This window comes from Streptomyces sp. NPDC002742 (genome assembly GCF_042888885.1).
GTDB lineage: Bacteria > Actinomycetota > Actinomycetes > Streptomycetales > Streptomycetaceae > Streptomyces.
This window is the reverse complement of the sequence record NZ_JBIAQF010000003.1, coordinates 305041-322890: the sequence shown is the minus strand read 5'-3', so window position 1 is coordinate 322890 and position 17850 is coordinate 305041. Positions and strand designations below refer to the sequence as shown.

Sequence of the window (17850 nt, the reverse complement as noted above, 5' to 3'; positions counted from 1 at the left end):
CTCGACTGGTGAACAGCCCGTCCGCCCGCTGAGCGAAACCGCATCACAGAGTTAACTCAAATACCTACCGTACGTGACTGCTCACGCAACCTTGATACGAGACCGTACTCCCACCAAGTGGCCCGTTCTCAGGGGGAGTTGGCATATATGCAAGGCACCGTGGACGGCTTCGGATACGGGGTGGTGACTCCCGTGGCCTCCTACCTCATCGCCTGTCTGGGCAGCGCTCTGGGGCTGCGCTGCGTCGTCCGTTCCCTGAACAACCGGCAGTCGTGGAAGCCCGGTTGGCTGGCCCTCGGGGCGGCGACGATCGGCTGCGGCATCTGGACCATGCACTTCGTCGCGATGGTCGGCTTCCGGATCCAGGGGATCCAGATCGACTACGACGCGGGACTCACGGTTCTCAGCCTCGTCGTGGCGGTCGCGGTGGTCGGCGTCGGAGTCTTCGCCGTGGGATACCGCGGAGCCACCGCCACCACTCTGACCGCCGCCGGGATCTTCACGGGGCTCGGCGTAGCCGCGATGCACTACGTGGGCATGGCGGCGATCCACCTGAACGGGTCCCTCGAGTACGACTCGCTCACGGTCGGGGCCTCCGTGCTGATCGCGGTCGCCGCGGCGACCGCCGCCCTGTGGGCCGCCGCCTCGTACCGGGGCTTCCTCGCCGCCCTCGGCGCGAGTCTCCTCATGGGCGTCGCCCTGACCGGCATGCACTACACCGGCATGGCCGCCCTCGGAGTGCGCCTGCACGGCGCGACCGACGCCTCCTACATCACCGGGATGAACGGCGACGCGTCGCCGGCCTCGGTCCTGCTCCCCATGCTCATCGGACCGGTCGTCTTCCTGATCCTGGCCGGAGTGGTGGTCATGTTCGACCCCCAGCTCGTCCTCGGCGACGGGGACTGGAGCCGGGCCACCCCGCGTCGGCGCCGCGCCACGGCCGCCCTCCCCGAGCGCCCCGCGCACCCCCCGCACACCAGCTCGCTCTTCGACCCCCGGGACCAGCGGGCGGGGCGGCGCACTACCCCGCGCGGGCGGTGAGCTCCACCGTCCCGTCGAGGCACCACTCCAGCACGGCGGGCCACGGACCGTAGCCCGCGTCCATGTCGAGGTGCCCGGCTCCCGGCAGGATCCGGGCCGGTACGCCCAGCGGGTCGCCGTAGACCGTGTCGGCACCCTCGGGGCAGTACGGGTCGCCGTCGCCCGCGACCAGCCGGGTGTGCCCCGGAAGCGTGAAGTCCAGCTCGGCCAGGGCGAACCCGGCGATCTGCGGCAGCCCCGCGAGGACGGAGGCGGACGGCGGGGCGACGAGCAGCACCCTGTCGACGCCGGCCAGGCCCGGCAGCCCGCGCGCGGCGGCGTGCAGCCACAGCACGGCCGAGGCGCTGTGGGCGACGACCACGCGCTCGGCGCCGTCCAACGCGTCCAGATGGCGGGCCACTTCCGCCAGCCACACGTCCAGGTCCGGGTCGTCGGGGTCCGGCAGCTGCGGATAGACGACCCGCTGACCCAGCTCGCCGAGCCGACCGGCGAGCCAGTGCTGCCAGTGGCCCTCCGGGCGGTGGTTCTGCCAGCCGTGCAGGATCAGGAAGGCGCGCGGGGCTTCGGCGATGCCGTCGGTGCCGTCGATGTCGTACGAGGTCATGAGTTGATCGTTTCCGATCGCCGGCCTTTCGGTCCAGTCGGTCTTGCGTGGTGGACCGGGTGGACGGAACCGCGCGCCAGGACAGCCGACCCGGCCGGGTGAGCGCCGCGGCGGGGTGTCGCCCCGGGGCTCTCTAGCGGGCGGTCTCCGCGGCGGCGCGGGTCGCTCCGCGCACCCTCGCGGCCAACCGGTCCCGGCACTCGGGCCATTCCGCCGCCGTCACCGAATAGATCGCGGAGTCGCGCAGCAGGCCGTCCTCGCCCGGCGCCCAGGAGCGGGACCAGTTGCGCAGGACGCCTTCAAAGCGGGCCCCGGCACGCTCGATCGCGGCGCGGGAGCGGGAGTTGCGGGCGTCGGTCTTCAGGTCCACGCGGGAGACGCGCCACTCCTCGAAGGCGTGCCGGAAGAGCAGGAGCTTCGACTCGGCGTTCAGGCCCGTGCCCTGCGCGGAGGACGCGAGCCAGGTGAACCCGACCTCGACGGCGTCGATCCGGTCGTCCGTGAGCCAGCACCGCGGCTCCCAGTACGCCGTGGCGCCGACCGCCCGTCCGGAGGCCAGGGACACCTGGGCGTAGGGGGCGAGCATGCCCGTCGCGGCGCGGGCGAGCTGTGCGTCGACGTAGTCCTCGACCTGGTCGGCCCGGGGGACCCAGGTGAACGCGTAGGAGTCCCGGTGTTCCTCCGCGGCTTCGGCGAGGTCCGCCGCGTGCCGGTGTCCGAGCGGCTCCAGCCGTACCAACTCGCCTTCCAGTACCGGCCCCTTCATCTGGAAACCCACGCCCCGCACCCTTCGCCGCCCGAATGTGTCCGCTGCGATTCCTATGCCGTCCGGACGGCACGTGTCCAGCGGTTATACGTCCTCGACGGTGCCCGCGTGCCGGGCACGTTCGGCGGCCAGGACGGTGAGATGGCTGGTGAGGGACTCCCGCGGGCCGGACTTCACCAGGTCGGGGTTCCCGGTGGCGACGGCGGCGACGAACGCGTCCATCAGGCCGGCGTCGCCTCCCCCGTGGCCGCCCGCCGCGTCCATGGCGCCCGCGACGGCGAGGTCGACGGCCTCCTCGGTGCGGGTCAGGAAGTCGTAGACGCTCAGACTCCCGCCGTCGCCGCGCAGTTCGCCGCGCGTCCCGAAGATCCGGGTCTGCCGGTCGGCCTGTTCGGTGAAGGCGGTCATGGTGAACGTGGCGGTGGCCCCGGAGGCGAACTCCATCGACACCACCTGGTGGTCGACCACGTCGTTGTCGCAGGCGTACACGCAGCGCCCGTACGGGCCCTCGCGCAGAGCGGTCTCCAGCGCCCCGGGGGTGAAGTCGTCGAGCAGCACGCTGAGCGGCCAGTGGTGTTCGCCGCGGGCGAGCCGGTCGCCGTACTCACGCCGGGCGGAGTAGGGGCAGGTGTTCTCCACCGCGCAGTCCAGGCAGCGGTCGGCCGCGCCCTCGGGCCTGTTCTCGGGCCGGAAGTGCGAGAGGCGTCCGAAACTGGAGACACGGACGGGAGGTTGTCCGAGGACGTACTGCAACCAGTCAAGGTCGTGGCAGGACTTGGCCATCAGCATGGACGTCGCCCGGTCCGTACGGCCCCAGTTGCCGCGGACGAAGGAGTGGGCCTGGTGCCAGAAGCCGACGGGTTCCAGGTGCTGGACGTTGACGACGTCCCCGATCCGGCCGGAGTCCACGACCTCCTTCACGGCGCGGGTGTACCAGGTGTAGCGCAGGACGTGCCCGACCGCGAGGATCACCCCTGCCTTCTCCACCGCGTCGACGATCCGCCGGCACTCGTCCTCGGTCAGGGCCATCGGCTTCTCCAGCAGGATGTGGTAGCCGAGGGCCGCGAACTCCAGTACCGGTTCCAGGTGTTCGCGGTCGAGGGTGCAGATCAGCACGGCGTCCGCGATCCGGCCCCGGGCGGCCAGCACCCGCCAGTCGTCCACCGCCGCGTCCGGCTCCAGGGCGTGGGCGGCCGCGAACCGGCGCCGCCGGGTCTCCCGCGGTTCGGCCACGGCCACCACCTGGGCCCGGTCCGGACGGTTCAGGGCCCAGCGCGCGTGGCCGGTGCCCCGGTCTCCGGCACCGACGACGGCGAGTGTGACAACGGAGGCGACGGAAGACATCTGAGGACCGCTTTCCCAGTCGGGTCGCAGACGCGGTTGGCGCTGTCCGTCGGGAAGTTAACCGCCACGGGCCCCCGCGACAAGACGCCCGCGGCGCTCACCGCTCGGGCTCAGCCGTCCTCCCCGGCCGCTCCGGCGGCGGCCCACGCCCCGAACACCTCGTGGAAGGCCGGGAACGTCTTGCGCACGCATCCCGGGTCGTCGAAGCCGATGCCCGGGGTGCGCAGCGAGGTCACCGCGAAGGCCATGACGACGCGGTGGTCTCCGTACGTCCTGATCTCGGCCGGGGACGGGACGCCCGGGTGGATCTCGATCCAGTCGGGGCCGGTCTCCACCCGGACGCCGAGCCGCCGGAGGTTCTCGGCGCAGGCCTCAAGACGGTCGCACTCCTTGACCCGGGTGTTCGCGACGTCCTCGATGCGGACCGGACCGGTGGCGAAGGGCGCGATGGCCGCGAGCGTCGGCATGGTGTCGGAGATGTCCCGCATGTTGACGGTGAGGCCGCGCAGTTCACCGGTGCCCCGCACGGTCGTGCGGTCGGGCCCGGTCTCCACGTGCGCGCCCATCCGGCGCAGGACGTCCACGAAGCCGAGGTCGCCCTGGAGCGCCCGCGCGCCGAGGCCGTGGACGGTGACCTCCCGGCCGGTCAGGGCGGCCGCCGCGAAGAAGTAGCTCGCGGTGGAGGCGTCGGGCTCGACGGGGTAGGTGGTGGCCCGGTAGCCGCCGGGCGCCACCTCGAAGACGTCGCCCTCCACCCGTACGTCCGCCCCGAACGCGCGCATCATCGCGAGGGTGATCCCGACGTACGGGGCGGAGACGAGGTCGGTGACCTCGACGCGCAGGCCCTTGCGGGTCAGCGGGCCGAGCAGGAGCAGGGCGGTGAGGTACTGGGACGACTGGCCGGCGTCGAGGGTGACCGTGCCGCCCTCCACCCCTGACGCCTCGATGCGCAGCGGGTGGTGGCCCTCCGCCTCCTCGTGCCGCAGGTCCACGCCCAGGTCGCGCAGCGCCTTCGACAGGGGGCCCAGCGGGCGCCTGCGCATCTGGGCGGAGGCGTCGAAGCGGTAGGTGCCGTGGCCCGCGGCGACGAGCGTCGGCAGGAAACGGGCCGTGGTGGCGCCGTCCCGGCAGTACACGTCGGCCCGCGACACCGCCGGACCCTGCGGACGGCCGTCGATGTGCCAGCTGTCCGGGGTCCGGCCGACGCGGTAGCCGAGCCTGGTCAGGCCCTCCGCGAAGCCCTCGGTGTCGTCCGAGCGGAGCGGGCGGACGAGGCGGGTGACCCCGTCGGCCGCCGCTGCCAGGAAGAGCGCGCGGGCGGTGATGGACTTGGAACCGGGGATGTCGACGACGGCCATGGGGTCATGCTGGCGCCCCGGCCCGTTCCGGCGCCGGAACGTCCGCCGACTGGACCTTGCGTGGCGTCAGCGAGGTGAGCGCCACCCCGCCGACCAGCAGGGCCGCCGCCGCCCAGCGCAGCGGGCTGATCGACTCGTGCAGGAACAGCGCCGCCGACGACATCCCGAAGACCGGGACGAGCAGCGAGAAGGGCGCGACGGTGGACGCGGGGTGCCGGTGCAGCAGCCAGCCCCAGGCGCCGAAGCCGAAGACGGTCGTGACCCAGGCGACGTAACCGACCACGGCCGCGCCCTGCCAGTCCAGGGCGCGCAGGGCGTCGAGGTCGCGGGACGGGCCCTCGGTGAGCAGGGAGAGACCGAGCAGGGGGAGGACGGGGACGGTGCTCACCCACACCATGAAGTTCAGCGGGTCGGGCGGGGACGCCTTGCGGGTGAGGACGTTGGACAGGCCCCAGCAGGCCGCCGCCGTGATGACCAGGGCGAAGGCCCCGAGCGGACCGGTCGTGCCCTCGTCGACGGCGGCCAGCCCCACTCCGCACAGGGCCACCGCCATGCCCGCCAGCCGGACGCGGGTGGGCCGTTCGCCGAGGAAGACGAAGGCGAGGATCGCGGTGAAGACGGCCTGGACCTGTATCACCAGGGACGACAGTCCGGCGGGCATCCCGGCGTCCATGCCGATGAACAGCAGTCCGAACTTCGCGACGCCGAGGGCGAGTCCGACCGCCACGATCCATTTCCAGGCCACCTTGGGGCGGCCTACGAAGAAGACGGCGGGCAGGGCTGCCACCAGGAAGCGCAGGGCCGAGAAGAGCAGGGGCGGGAAGTGGTCGAGTCCGACCTCGATGACGGTGAAGTTCACACCCCAGACGGCGGTGACGAGAACGGCGAGGCTGATGTGGGTGGGTCGCATGCGTCGAGCATCGGACGCCCCCACCGTGTAGCACCAGCGCGAATATCTGCAGGGATGGATGAAGCGATGCTTACGTAAGCTGGAGCGCGAGCGAAACCGCGCCCCGGGAGGCCCCCATGCTCGATCTCCAGCGCCTGCGCGCCCTGCACGCCGTCTCGGTACACGGCACGGTCGGCGCCGCCGCGGCCGCCCTCGGTTACACCCCGTCCGCCGTGTCCCAGCAGATCGCGAAACTGGAGCGGGAGACCAGGACCGTCCTGCTGGAACGGCGCGGACGGGGTGTCAGACTCACCGAGCAGGCCGAACAACTCGCGGCCACCGCGCAGGAGTTGATGGTGATCGTGGAGCGGGCGGAGACCGAGCTGGAGGAGCGCCGGGGGCTGCCGGCGGGGCGGCTGACGGTGGCCGCGTTCGCCTCGGCGGCCCGCGGTCTGCTGCCCGCCGTCCTGGCCGATCTGGCCGGCCGGCACCCGGCCCTGGACACCCGGCTGACCGAGATCGACCCGCATCTGTCGGTCGACCTGGTCGCCAAGGGCGCGGTCGACCTGGCCGTCGCGCACGACTGGGACATCGCCCCGCTGCCCGCCCCGCCGGGAGTGGAGCAGGCGGTGATCGGGGACGACCTGTGCGATCTGCTCGTCCCCGCCGGGCACCCCTTCGCCGGACGAGCCGCCGTACGGCGGGAGGACCTGGGCGGCCAGCGCTGGATCTGCCAGCCGCCGGGACGGGTCTGCCACGACTGGCTCGTACGCACCCTGCGCGAGGCGGGCTGCGAGCCGGACATCGTCCACCAGGCCGACGAGAACCCCACCCTCGTCGCCCTCGTCGCCGCCGGGCTGGGCGTCGCCCTCATCCCGCGCCTCGGCCGCGGCACCCTTCCCGAGGGGGTGGTGGAGGTACCGCTCGACCCGCTGCCCGTCCGCCGGCTGTACGCGCTGTGGCGCTCGGGGGCCGCGCGCCGGCCGGCCATCGCCGAGACGGTCCGCACCCTCCGGGCGCACTGGCCGGCGGTCGCGGCACGCGGTTGAGCGGGACCGGGCACCTCATCCACCCCACCCGCACCGACCTGCGGCGTTCCGCCGGATCCCGGGAACCCGGGCCCCTGCCGCTTCGTCACATCCGCGTGCTGCCGGACGGGTCTCCGCGGTGCGGTGTCGGCTTCGCCGCCGACCTCGATCGCCGGCCGATCCTCTCCGCCGCCCGCGGCCGGCGGCACGCCGTCACCGGCGCGCCCCCCTCCAACTGCGCCGGTGACGGCCCCTTCCCGGATACTGTGCACAGCCTTGACTGGAAGAAACTTCCCGGATATTCGTGACTCCTCGGAAGTTTCCTTCACGAGGGAAGGAGCGCTTGTGCGCGACTCCAGCACGGGAAGCACCGCAAGACCGTCCGGACCGGCCGAGCCGGACAGACCGTCAAGACCCTCCCGGCGTACGGTTCTCGCCGCCACGGCGGGCGTCACCGCCGCGCTGGCCGCCGGTCCCCGCGCCCACGCGGCCGGCGCCCGGCCGGGCGCCGACAAGGCACTGCGCGCCCTGATCTCCCGTATGACACTGGAGGAGAAGGTCGGCCAGCTCTTCGTCATGCGGGTGTACGGCCATTCGGCCACCGCCCCCGACCAGGCCGACATCGACGCCAACCTCAAGGAGATCGGCGTCCGCACGGCCGCCGAACTGATCGCCGAGTACCGCGTCGGCGGCATCATCTACTTCGCCTGGGCGCACAACACCCGCGATCCGCACCAGATCGCCGATCTGTCGAACGGGATCCAGCGGGCCTCGCTTGAGCAGCCGCGCGGGCTGCCGCTGCTGATCTCCACCGACCAGGAACACGGGATAGTGGCTCGGGTGGGCAAGCCCGCGACGCTGTTCCCGGGCGCCATGGCCCTGGGCGCGGGCGGCTCGCGGGCCGACGCCCGGACGGTGGGCCGCATCAGCGGCGCCGAACTGCGCGCGATCGGCATCAGCCAGGACTACTCCCCCGACGCCGACGTGAACGTCAACCCGGCCAACCCGGTGATCGGCGTCCGCTCCTTCGGCGCCGACCCGGACGCGGTGGCGGGCCTGGTGGCCGCCGAGGTGAAGGGGTACCAGAGCTCCGGCGTCGCGGCCACGGCCAAGCACTTCCCCGGCCACGGCGACACCGCGGTCGACAGCCACTTCGGATTCCCCGTCATCACCCACAGCCGCGAGCTGTGGTCGGCGCTCGACGCGGTGCCCTTCCGGGCGGCGATCCGCGCCGGCATCGACTCGATCATGACCGCGCACATCATGGTCCCGGCGCTCGACCCGGCCGGCGATCCCGCCACCCTCTCCCACCCGATCCTCACCGGCATCCTGCGCGGCGAACTGGGCTACGACGGCGTCGTGGTGACGGACTCGCTGGGCATGGAGGGCGTCCGGACCAAGTACGGCGACGACCGCGTCCCCGTCCTCGCCCTCAAGGCCGGCGTCGACCAGCTCCTGAACCCGCCCGACCTGAGCGTCGCGTGGAACGCGGTGCTGAACGCCGTACGCGGCGGCGAGCTCACCGAGGCCCGCCTCGACGAATCGATCCTGCGCATCCTGCGGCTCAAGGCGAAGCACGGGCTGCTGAGCGACCCCTACGTCCGCGACGCGGGCGTCGACCGGGTGGTCGGCATCCCCTCGCATCTGAGGGCGGCCGACCGGATCGCCGAGCGCACCACCACGTTGCTGGTCAACAAGGAGGGGCTGCTCCCGCTGTCCCGGCGGCGCACCCCGAGGGTGCTGGTGGTGGGCGCCGATCCCGCCTCTCCTTCGCTGTCCGACGGGCCGCCCACCACCGTTCTCGCCGGGGCGCTGACCGGGCTGGGCTTCACGGCGACGGCTCTGTCCACGGGTACGGCACCCTCGGCGGCGACGATCGCCAAGGCCGTCACGGCGGCGGCCGACGCGGACGCGGTGGTCGCCCTGACGTACAACCTGACGGCGACCGGGTCCCAGAAGACCCTGGTCGAGCGTCTGCTCGCCACGGGTGTCCCGGTGATCGCCGTGGCCATCCGCAACCCGTACGACATCGCCCTGCTCCCCGGGGTCGGCGGCTGCCTGGCGTCGTATTCCTGGACCGACGTCGAAGTGCGCGCCGCCGCCCGGGTGATCGCCGGCCGGGTGGACCCGCGGGGCAGGCTGCCGGTGGCCGTCCGGCGAGCGGACGACCCGACGCAGGTTCTGTATCCGATCGGGTTCGGGCTGAGGTACTAGCGGTACGCGGCCCGCCCGGGCACCGCGCCGGTGCGCGCGAGCCCGGAAGAGGGACGGTGGGCCGCGCCCGCCCGTGTGAACGCGGGCGGGCGCGGCCCTGATCCGGTCAGGGGCGCAGGGTCATGTCCCGTTCGGTGTCACGGTGGTCCAGCTTCGCGTCGAACCGTGCGAGCGGCCGGGCCGCCGACGGGTCCGCCCGGACGGTCGCGGAGGCGACGCCCGCCCAGTCGAGGATGCGGGCGGTGGCGAGGGCCTTCTCGTCGGCGACGAGCCCCGCGACGTTGGCGCCGTGGTTGAGGCCCGGGGCCGTGAAGACGTAGGCGTCGCGCGCCCCGGAGCCGAGACGGAACCGCTCGGCGCCCCAGGGGTCGTTCTGGCCGTAGACGAACAGCATGTGGTGCGCGTGGTGGCGGACCCAGCCGTCCACGTCACGCATCGCCGAGGGCTGGAACCGCATCGGGACGGCGCGCGGCACGAAGTTGCGCGGGGGCTGGTAGCCGTAGCGGATGTACTTCTTCTCGATGTACGGGAAGTGGATGGTGGGCGCGCCCAGTTGGGTGCCCGCCTGGTAGTAGTACGGGGTGTACGTCTCCAGGCCCTGGTCGGTGTAGGCGGAGAAGCCGGAGATGGTGTCGACGGAGTTCCAGATGTCGTCGTCGCTCGCGTGGGCGGCGTCCGCCGGGATCGCGTCGCAGTCCTTCAGCAGGCTGTACTGCCAAAAGCCCCACACGTAGTCGAGCACGACAGCCTCGTACGCCTTGTCGAGGCTGCCGATCGTGGTGAAGGTGTAGCCGTTGTCCGCGGCGTACGCGGCGTACTTCTCCTCCAGCGGCTCGCGGCGCACGAGGGCCTCGCGCTGCACGGCGTCCAGCTTGTCGCGGCACTCCTTGGTGCCGACACCCGCGAAGAAGCGGTCGTACGCCGAGTCCTCGTCGTTCACCACGTCGTTGGGCGCGACGTAGGCGACGACGCCGTCCATGTCGCGCGGATAGAAGCGCTCGTAGTACGTGGCGGTCATGCCGCCCTTCGAGCCGCCGGTGGAGATCCACTTCTTGCCGTAGACCGGCTTGAGGGCCTGGAAGACGCGGTGCTGGTCGCTGGCCGCCTGCCAGATGTCGAGCTTGGACCAGTCTGCGGGGTCGGGCCGGGACGGAGTGAAGAAGCGGTACTCCATGGAGACCTGGTTGCCGTCCACGATCTGGGTCGGCTCGCGGCGGCTCGGAGTGGTGGAGACGTTGTAGCCGCCGGTGTAGAACACCGTCGGGCGCGCGGTGTCCTTGTGCAGCACGGTGATGCGCTGCTGGAACGTGCCCCTGGACGGGTGTCGGTGGTCGATCGGCTGCGTGTAGTTCAGGACGAAGAAGCGGTAGCCGGTGTACGGCTTCTCCTGGATCAGGCTCATGCCCGGGATCGCGAGAAGCCGCTCCAGGATGTCCCCGTCGATCGTGCCTGTCCTGCCGGTGGTGCCGTTGGCCTCCGGCGATGGGGGTCCCCCCTGCTCGAGCGAAGCCGAGAGCTTGGGGGCAGCGGTGGCCGCCCCGGCCGTGCTCAGCGTGCCTATGAGCACCGTGAGCGCGAGCAGCCATCTGAACGCCTTGCGCATGCACCCTCCCCTGGGATTACGCGGATGTCCGCCGGAACCTAACGGAGCAACTCCCGTGACACCAGGGGTTCTTGGGTCATGTACGGCTCAGCAGAGGATCCAGCCGGAACTCACCGATCCCGAACCGACCGAGCCCTTGATCCGGACGCAGCGATGGCCCGCGTACAGGGTCACCGGGCCCGCGTGATGTTCGAAGCGCCCGGAGTTCATGACCGGCCGGCCGCCGCGCGCCTGCACGCTGACGGTCATTCGCCTGCGGGAACCCCGCGCATCGGGGAAGGTCACGGCGCAGACGTAGCCACCGCGCCTGTACACCTGCACGGAACCGGTCGTGAAGGGCAGTGTGCGGACCTTGCGGCCGGAGCAGGAGGAGGGGGCCGCCTGGGCGCTGCCCGAACTCATGAGCGCGAGCAGTCCGGACGCGGTCAGCACCGCAAGGCCGAGCGCCAGCCGTCGACGTATCGCACCACTGTCCACTGTCGTCCCTCCTGCGGCAATCAGCGTACTGGTGTACGGACGCAGGACATACGGCGGATGGTTGCGTACCGCTACGACATCACTGCCGGCCCCGCCTCACCCGTGCGAGGTTTTTTCCTTTTTCAGGGCAACCGTGCCTCTTTACCCGGTGTCCAACTGGTCAGAAAACGAAAGGCGGTAGTCCATGTCCGGCATCAAGTCATCCCGCACCACCAGCCGCGCACTCGTCGCCGCGGCCCTTCTGATCACCGCCGGCGCCTCGGTGCCGGCCGTCGCGAGTTCCACCGCTCCAGCGCCCGCCCGCGGCGGGAGCAACGGTCCCGCCTACGACCGCGTGGCCGACTTCTACGGCGCCTACATCGACGCGGTGACCGACACGGGTTCCGGCCGGCTCAGCACCCAGCTGCGCTCCTTCTACCTGACCCCGGGGCTCCGAACCCGGCTGAACGGCTGGGAGCACCGGCAGCACGCCGACGGGGTGCTGCGCGCCCAGGACGTGCCGAGTGCCTGGAAGGTGACGCCGGGCGACAGCGGCGCCGGGCACACCTGGTCGACGGTCCGGCTGACCTGGGGCTCCGCGCAGCACCCGACGTACACCTATCTGACGGTGCAGTCGGATCTGGCGACGAAGAAGATCTCCGACATCAAGCCGAGGAGCTGACGGGCTCCTCGGGCTCCGGGGAACCCACGAAGGTCCGCCACAGCGCGGCGTAACGGCCGTCGAGGCGGAGCAGTTCGTCGTGGGTGCCGTCCTCGGTGACACGGCCGTGGTCCATGACCACGACCCGGTCGGCGCGGGCGGCCGTCGTCAGCCGGTGGGCGACCACCAGCGTCGTACGGCGGCCCGCCAGCCGGTCGGTGGCCTGGTTGACCAGGGCCTCCGTCCCCAGGTCCAGCGAGGCCGTCGCCTCGTCGAGGAGCAGCACGTCCGGATCGACCAGCTCCGCACGGGCCAGCGCGATCAACTGGCGCTGGCCCGCCGAGAGGTTGCGGCCGCGCTCGGCGACCTCGTGGAGGTAGCCGCCCTCCAGTGTGGCGATCATGTCGTGCGCGCCGACCGCACGGGCGGCGGCCTCCACCTCGGCGTCCCCGGCGCCGGGGCGGCCGTAGGCGATGGCGTCGCGCACGGTCCCCTGGAAGAGATAGGCCTCCTGGGGGACGACACCGAGCCGGTGCCGGTAGGCGGTGATGTCGAGGTCGCGCAGATCCAGGCCGTCGACCGTCACCCGCCCGCCCGTCGGGTCGTAGAACCGCGCGACCAGCTTCACGAGCGTCGACTTGCCCGCGCCGGTCTCGCCGACGAAGGCGACCGTCTGCCCGGCGGGGATCCGCAACGACACCGCGCTGAGCGCCTCTTCGGCCTCGTCCGCCGGTCCGTACGCGAAGTCGACGTCCTCGAACGCGATCTCGCCCCGCAGCGAGGGCACCGCCAGCGGCTCGGCGGCGGCCCTGGTCGAGGTCGGCTCCCGGAGGAGTTCCTGGATGCGGCCCAGCGAGACGGTGGCCTGCTGATAGCCGTCGAAGACCTGCGAGAGCTGCTGCACGGGCGCGAAGAACAGGTCGATGTAGAGGAGGTAGGCGACCAGCGCGCCGGTGGTGAGCGTGCCGGAGTCGATCCGGTGGGCGCCCACGACCAGCACGGCGGCCGCGGCCCCCGAGGCCAGCAGTTGGACGAACGGGAAGTAGACGGAGATCAGCCACTGCCCGCGGATCCGGGCCCTGCGGTAGCTGTCGCTGCCCTCGGTGAACCGCCGCGCGCTCGCGTCCTCGCGCCGGAACGCCTGGAGGATCCGCAGCCCGGACACCGACTCCTGGAGATCGGCGTTGACCAGCGACACCCGCTCGCGGGCCAGTTCGTACGCCTTGACGCTCGCCCGGCGGAAGAAGAACGTGCCGATGACGAGCGGCGGGAGCGTCACGAAGACGACCAGGGCGAGCTGTACGTCGATCACCAGCAGGGCGACCATGATGCCGAAGAAGGTGACGACGGAGACGAACGCGGTGACGAGCCCGGTCTGCAGGAACGTCGAGAGTGCGTCGACGTCGGTCGTCATCCGGGTCATGATCCGGCCCGTGAGCTCCCGCTCGTAGTAGTCGAGCCCGAGGCGCTGGAGCTGCGCGAAGATCTTCAGGCGCAGCGCGTACAGGACCCGCTCGCCGGTACGGCCCGTCATCCGGGTCTCGCCGATCTGTGCCGCCCACTGCACGAGCACGGTGACCAGCGCGAGCGCGGCCGCCGCCCACACCGCGCCGAGCGCGAGCCGGGTGACGCCCTGGTCGATGCCGTGCCGGATCAGGATGGGCAGCAGCAGCGTCATCACAGCGTCGACGGCGACCAGCGCGAGGCTGATGAGCAGCGGGGCCCCGAAGCCGCGCAGCAGTCTGCGCAGTCCGTAGGAGTCCTCGGCCCCGACCGCGCGGGCCTCGTCGACGTCCGGGACGTCGGCGGCCGGGGGCAGCGCCCCGACCTGGGCGAGGAGTCCGGGGGTGGCGGGCATTCCTTCGAGCGCGTTGTCCCTGGGCTCGCGGTCCCCGGACCACAGGCGCGGGGTCACCCCGCGCTCGGCGTCGAACTCGGCGTCCAGTTCGTCGCGTACGGAGGTGTCCTCGGGCGGTGCCGCCGGCAGGGCGTGTCCCGGGGACACGCCGCCCAGCTCGTCGGGGTCGGTGAGGAGCCGCCGGTAGAGCGCGGAGCGGTCCTGGAGCTCCTCGTGGGTGCCGATGTCGGCGAGCCTGCCGCCGTCGAGGACGGCGATGCGGTCGGCGAGGTTGAGAGTGGAGCGGCGGTGCGCGATCAGCAGGGTCGTGCGGCCCTGCATGACGTGCTTGAGAGCCTCGTGGATCTCGTGCTCGACCCGGGCGTCCACCGCGGAGGTGGCGTCGTCGAGGACGAGCAGCCTCGGGTCGGTGAGGATGGCGCGGGCCAGTGCGACACGCTGGCGCTGGCCTCCGGAGAGGGTGAGGCCGTGCTCGCCGACCTTGGTGTCGTAGCCGCCTGACAGCTCCGCGATGAAACGGTCCGCCTGGGCGGCGCGCGCCGCGGTCTCGATCTCGTCCTGGGTGGCGTCGGGGCGGCCGTAGGCGATGTTGGCGCGCACGGTGTCGGAGAAGAGGAAGGAGTCCTCGGGGACGAGCCCGATCGCGGCGCGCAGGGACTCGGTGGTGAGCTCGCGGACGTCGTGCCCGCCGATGAGGACGGCGCCGTGCGTCACGTCGTAGAAGCGGGGCAGCAGCAGCGAGACCGTCGACTTGCCGGAGCCGGACGACCCGACGACGGCGAGGGTCTCGCCGGGCCGGATCTCGAAGCTCAGTCCGTCCAGGACCGGCCGGCCCTCCGCGTAGCCGAAGGACACGTCGTCGAACTCGACGGTGGCGGGCGCGTCGGCCGGCAGGGTCTTGGTGCCGTCCTTGATCGACGGCTCGGTGTCGATCAGTTCGAGGACCCGCTCGGCGCCGGCGCGGGCCTGCTGTCCGACCGTGAGGACGACGGCCAGCATCCGTACCGGCCCGACGAGCTGCGCGAGGTAGGTGGAGAACGCCACGAAGGTGCCCAGCGTGATCTGGCCGCGCACGGCCAGCCAGCCGCCGAGCGCGAGCATCGCGACCTGGCCGAGGGCGGGCACCGCCTGGAGGGCCGGGGTGTACTTGGCGTTGAGCCGGATGGTCCGCAGCCGGCCCGCGAAGAGCCGCCGCCCGACCTCGCGCAGTTTGCCGGTCTCCTGGTCCTCCTGGCCGAAGCCCTTCACCACGCGGACGCCGCTGACGGCGCCGTCGACGACACCCGCCACGGCGGCGGCCTGGGCCTGCGCGTACCAGGTGGCCGGGTGCAGCTTGGAGCGGCTGCGCTTGGCGACGAACCAGAGGGCCGGGGCGACGGCCAGGGCGACCAGGGTGAGCGGCAGCGAGAGGGCGGCCATGATCCCGAGGGAGATCAGGAAGAGCAGGATGTTCCCGATGGTCATCGGGAGCATGAAGAGCAGGCCCTGGATCAGCTGGAGGTCACTGGTCGCGCGTCCCACGACCTGCCCGGTGGACAGCTCGTCCTGGCGCCGCCCGTCCAGCCGGGTGATCGTCTCGTACATGTCGGTGCGCAGATCGTGCTGGACGTCGAGGGCGAGCCGGCCGCCGTAGTAGCGGCGGATGTAGGTGAGGACGTAGACGAGGACGGCGGCTCCGAGCAGCGCGCCCGCCCAGGGGCCCATGCTCCTGCTGTGGCCGCCGATGACGTCGTCGATGATCACCTTGGTGATCAGTGGCACCACCGCCATGAGGGCCATGCCGCCCAGCGAGGAGCCGAGCGCGAGCACCACGTCCTTCGGGTACCGCCACGCGTACCCGGCGAGCCGCCGCGCCCATCCCCGTTCCGTCGCCACTCCGGCACCTTCCGTAGATCTCACTCCGCCGGAAGGCACCAACACCGGGCGAAGCGGATTTCATCCCTCCGCAACAATCATCCGCCCGCCGGGCGGGACGGCCGGGCGGGCGGATGACGGTTTTCGAGCGGACGGACGACGGAGCACGAGCGGGCGGACGCGGGAGTACGGACGCGGGAGTACGGCCCCGGTCAGCTCGCCGGAACGGCCGGGAAGGCTTCCTTCGGCGTCGCCGTCGGCGTGAACCGCTGGGCACTGACGGTGACCGGAACGAGGTCCTTGTGGATGGCCCTGGCGACGCCCTGAATCGTGGCGACGCCGTAGTCCATCGTGCTGCTGCCGACGGTGAGCACCGACATCATGTAGTCGTGGCCGCCGCCGTTGAAGGTGCCGAGGCTGTGCACCCGCCACGCGTTCGAGGAGCGCGAGAGCCAGCCGTTCTTGACGTGCACGGCGACGGTCGAGGGCGCCCCGGCCGGTGTTCCCCAGCGCTGCGAGGAGATGACCTGGCCCATGAGCTTCAGGGCGTAGGCACGGGAGCTGTCGCTCAGCACGCTGTTCTTGGCGGTGATGAGCTTGAGCAGCTTCTGCTCGTCGGTGACGTTGATCTGCGTCAGACCCCAGTAGCCGCCGGTGCCCGGCGTGGTCTTCGTCATCCCCGCCGCGGTGAGGAAGCCCTTGATCTTCGTCAGACCGAGCTGGTTCCACAGCTTGGTGGTCGAGGCGTTGTCCGACTGGGTGATCATCTTGGTGGCGAGCGACGTCTCGGTGCTCGTCAGATAGCGGTTGTGCTTCTTCGCGTCCCACAGCAGCGTGGCGAGGACGGTGACCTTCACCGTGCTGGCCGAGTCGAACGAGGTGGTGGCGCGGAGTGTGCAGGTGGTGTTGGTCGAGCGGTCGTAGAGGCCGACCGCGACAGTTCCCTTGCGGTTCGCGAGCGCCGCGGTGATGTCCTTCTGCAGCTTGGCGGCCAGACCGGCCTTGCCCGACGTACAGCTGACCGTCGGCGCCGGCGCGGCGGCGGCCGGGGTCGCGGCGACCGCGAGCGGCACGATGACCCCGGCGCCGAGGCTCACTGCGAGCACACGGGCACGCCGGGATATCCGGTGAATCATGGAGGCTTCCCATCCCCTTGAAGAGATACGAACGCGCCTCGGGCGCGCTCACCTCACATGACTCACGGGGGCGCCCGAAAGTTGTACGGGTGTTCTGGGGACGGGGGTTCGATCCGGGGGACTCCGGGCGTGGAGGCCCGGGGCACGGAAACCCGGGGTGCGGAGGCCCGGGCTACGGAACCCCGGACTCGGTGGTGACGGGCGGACGCACGCCGAGAGCGGGTGCGGAGCCTCCGCCAGGCCGGGTGGACCACTCATGGCCCACCCGGCCGGAGGCCGGTGTTCTCCTTGGACTCGCACCCGCAGGCGACCGTCACGCGCAGACGTCAGACGTCACGCGTCACCGTCACGCGTCAGACGTCGAGACGTCAGCCGATCTTCGTCTTGTCCCAGAACCAGGAACCGGTGTCGGAGTCCCACTTCTTCACCGGACCGCCGAAGCCCGTACCGGTGGAAGTGAAGGTCCACAGCGCCGAATGACCACGACCATCGGAGGTGTTGCCGTACTTGTACAGGGCGCCCACATCGGACTTGCCGTCGCCGTCGAAGTCACCCGCGACGAGCATGGAGTTGCCCCAGGTCCAGGAACCGGTGTCGGAGTCCCACTTCTTCACCGGACCGCCGAAGCCCGTACCGGTGGAAGTGAAGGTCCACAGCGCCGAATGACCACGACCGTCCGAGGTGTTGCCGTACTTGTACAGGGCGCCCACATCGGACTTGCCGTCGCCGTCGAAGTCACCCGCGACGAGCATGGAATTGTCCCAGGTCCAGGAACCGGTGTCGGAGTCCCACTTCTTCACCGGACCGCCGAAGCCCGTACCGGTGGAAGTGAAGGTCCACAGCGCCGAATGACCACGACCGTCCGAGGTATTGCCGTACTTGTACAGGGCGCCCACATCGGACTTGCCGTCGCCGTCGAAGTCACCCGCGACAAGCTTGGAGTTGTCCCAGGTCCAGGAACCGGTGTCGGAGTCCCACTTCTTCACCGGACCGCCGAAGCCCGTACCGGTGGAAGTGAAGGTCCACAGCGCCGAATGA

14 protein-coding genes are annotated in these 17850 nt (G+C 71.5%); 4 read left to right on the top strand and 10 right to left on the bottom strand.

The window, feature by feature from the left end; genetic code table 11:
* Positions 1–147: 147 nt before the first annotated feature.
* Positions 148–1041: an MHYT domain-containing protein gene (locus ACFYW8_RS06735; protein ID WP_389068637.1), complete on the top strand. Its 894-nt coding sequence runs from the start codon at positions 148–150 to the stop codon at positions 1039–1041.
* Here ACFYW8_RS06735 and ACFYW8_RS06730 read toward each other — a convergent pair.
* The 5 genes from ACFYW8_RS06730 to ACFYW8_RS06710 form a co-directional block, all read right to left on the bottom strand.
* Positions 1022–1645 carry an RBBP9/YdeN family alpha/beta hydrolase gene (locus ACFYW8_RS06730; protein WP_389068636.1) on the bottom strand — a complete coding sequence of 208 codons (624 nt, stop codon included), beginning with the start codon at positions 1643–1645 and terminating at the stop codon, positions 1022–1024. The genes ACFYW8_RS06735 and ACFYW8_RS06730 overlap by 20 nt on opposite strands.
* Positions 1646–1778: 133 nt before the next feature.
* Positions 1779–2423 carry a GNAT family N-acetyltransferase gene (locus ACFYW8_RS06725; RefSeq protein WP_389068635.1) on the bottom strand — a complete coding sequence of 215 codons (645 nt, stop codon included), beginning with the start codon at positions 2421–2423 and terminating at the stop codon, positions 1779–1781.
* Between the two features lie 72 nt (positions 2424–2495).
* Positions 2496–3755 carry a Gfo/Idh/MocA family protein gene (locus tag ACFYW8_RS06720; protein WP_389068634.1) on the bottom strand — a complete coding sequence of 420 codons (1260 nt, stop codon included), beginning with the start codon at positions 3753–3755 and terminating at the stop codon, positions 2496–2498.
* Positions 3756–3865: 110 nt separating this feature from the next.
* A complete protein-coding gene (gene aroA, locus ACFYW8_RS06715) occupies positions 3866–5113 on the bottom strand; it encodes a 3-phosphoshikimate 1-carboxyvinyltransferase (protein WP_389068633.1) in 1248 nt (415 codons plus the stop codon).
* Between the two features lie 4 nt (positions 5114–5117).
* On the bottom strand, positions 5118–6023 hold the full coding sequence (locus tag ACFYW8_RS06710; RefSeq protein WP_389068632.1) for an EamA family transporter: 906 nt from the start codon (positions 6021–6023) through the stop codon (positions 5118–5120).
* A 116-nt stretch (positions 6024–6139) separates the two neighbouring features.
* Here ACFYW8_RS06710 and ACFYW8_RS06705 point away from each other — a divergent pair, with 116 nt between their 5' ends.
* The gene (locus ACFYW8_RS06705; RefSeq protein ID WP_389068631.1) at positions 6140–7051 is read left to right on the top strand and encodes a LysR family transcriptional regulator; all 912 of its coding nucleotides are present in this window, start codon (positions 6140–6142) and stop codon (positions 7049–7051) included.
* A 324-nt stretch (positions 7052–7375) separates the two neighbouring features.
* Positions 7376–9244 carry a glycoside hydrolase family 3 protein gene (locus ACFYW8_RS06700; protein WP_389068630.1) on the top strand — a complete coding sequence of 623 codons (1869 nt, stop codon included), beginning with the start codon at positions 7376–7378 and terminating at the stop codon, positions 9242–9244.
* Positions 9245–9350: 106 nt separating this feature from the next.
* On the opposite strand, the gene ACFYW8_RS06695 is transcribed toward ACFYW8_RS06700, so the two are convergent.
* Together ACFYW8_RS06695 and ACFYW8_RS06690 are read right to left on the bottom strand one after the other, a co-directional pair.
* The gene (locus ACFYW8_RS06695) at positions 9351–10847 is read right to left on the bottom strand and encodes a S28 family serine protease (RefSeq protein WP_389068629.1); all 1497 of its coding nucleotides are present in this window, start codon (positions 10845–10847) and stop codon (positions 9351–9353) included.
* 87 nt (positions 10848–10934) lie between these two features.
* Positions 10935–11324, bottom strand: a complete 390-nt coding sequence (locus ACFYW8_RS06690) for a hypothetical protein (RefSeq protein WP_389068628.1) — start codon at positions 11322–11324, stop codon at positions 10935–10937.
* Positions 11325–11508: 184 nt separating this feature from the next.
* On the opposite strand from ACFYW8_RS06690, the gene ACFYW8_RS06685 reads away from it, so the two are divergent.
* Entirely contained in the window at positions 11509–11985 is a 477-nt protein-coding gene (locus ACFYW8_RS06685; RefSeq protein WP_365870066.1) for a hypothetical protein, read from the top strand.
* Here ACFYW8_RS06685 and ACFYW8_RS06680 read toward each other — a convergent pair.
* From ACFYW8_RS06680 to ACFYW8_RS06670, 3 genes are all read right to left on the bottom strand, one after another.
* Positions 11969–15697, bottom strand: a complete 3729-nt coding sequence (locus ACFYW8_RS06680; protein ID WP_389068627.1) for an ABC transporter ATP-binding protein — start codon at positions 15695–15697, stop codon at positions 11969–11971. The genes ACFYW8_RS06685 and ACFYW8_RS06680 overlap by 17 nt on opposite strands.
* A 191-nt stretch (positions 15698–15888) precedes the next feature.
* Positions 15889–16812 (bottom strand): serine hydrolase, encoded by a 924-nt coding sequence (locus tag ACFYW8_RS06675; protein WP_389068626.1) that lies wholly within the window; start codon positions 16810–16812, stop codon positions 15889–15891.
* 368 nt (positions 16813–17180) lie between these two features.
* On the bottom strand, positions 17181–17850 hold a 670-nt coding region (locus ACFYW8_RS06670; RefSeq protein WP_389068625.1), incomplete at its 5' end, for an FG-GAP repeat domain-containing protein.

Coding starts and splice junctions, on each gene's coding strand:
- ACFYW8_RS06735 (WP_389068637.1), top strand. CDS start 148: ATGCAAGGCACCGTGGACGGCTTCGGATACGGGGTGGTGACTCCCGTG.
- ACFYW8_RS06730 (WP_389068636.1), bottom strand. CDS start 1,645: ATGACCTCGTACGACATCGACGGCACCGACGGCATCGCCGAAGCCCCG.
- ACFYW8_RS06720 (WP_389068634.1), bottom strand. CDS start 3,755: ATGTCTTCCGTCGCCTCCGTTGTCACACTCGCCGTCGTCGGTGCCGGA.
- aroA (WP_389068633.1), bottom strand. CDS start 5,113: ATGGCCGTCGTCGACATCCCCGGTTCCAAGTCCATCACCGCCCGCGCG.
- ACFYW8_RS06710 (WP_389068632.1), bottom strand. CDS start 6,023: ATGCGACCCACCCACATCAGCCTCGCCGTTCTCGTCACCGCCGTCTGG.
- ACFYW8_RS06705 (WP_389068631.1), top strand. CDS start 6,140: ATGCTCGATCTCCAGCGCCTGCGCGCCCTGCACGCCGTCTCGGTACAC.
- ACFYW8_RS06695 (WP_389068629.1), bottom strand. CDS start 10,847: ATGCGCAAGGCGTTCAGATGGCTGCTCGCGCTCACGGTGCTCATAGGC.
- ACFYW8_RS06685 (WP_365870066.1), top strand. CDS start 11,509: ATGTCCGGCATCAAGTCATCCCGCACCACCAGCCGCGCACTCGTCGCC.
- ACFYW8_RS06675 (WP_389068626.1), bottom strand. CDS start 16,812: ATGATTCACCGGATATCCCGGCGTGCCCGTGTGCTCGCAGTGAGCCTC.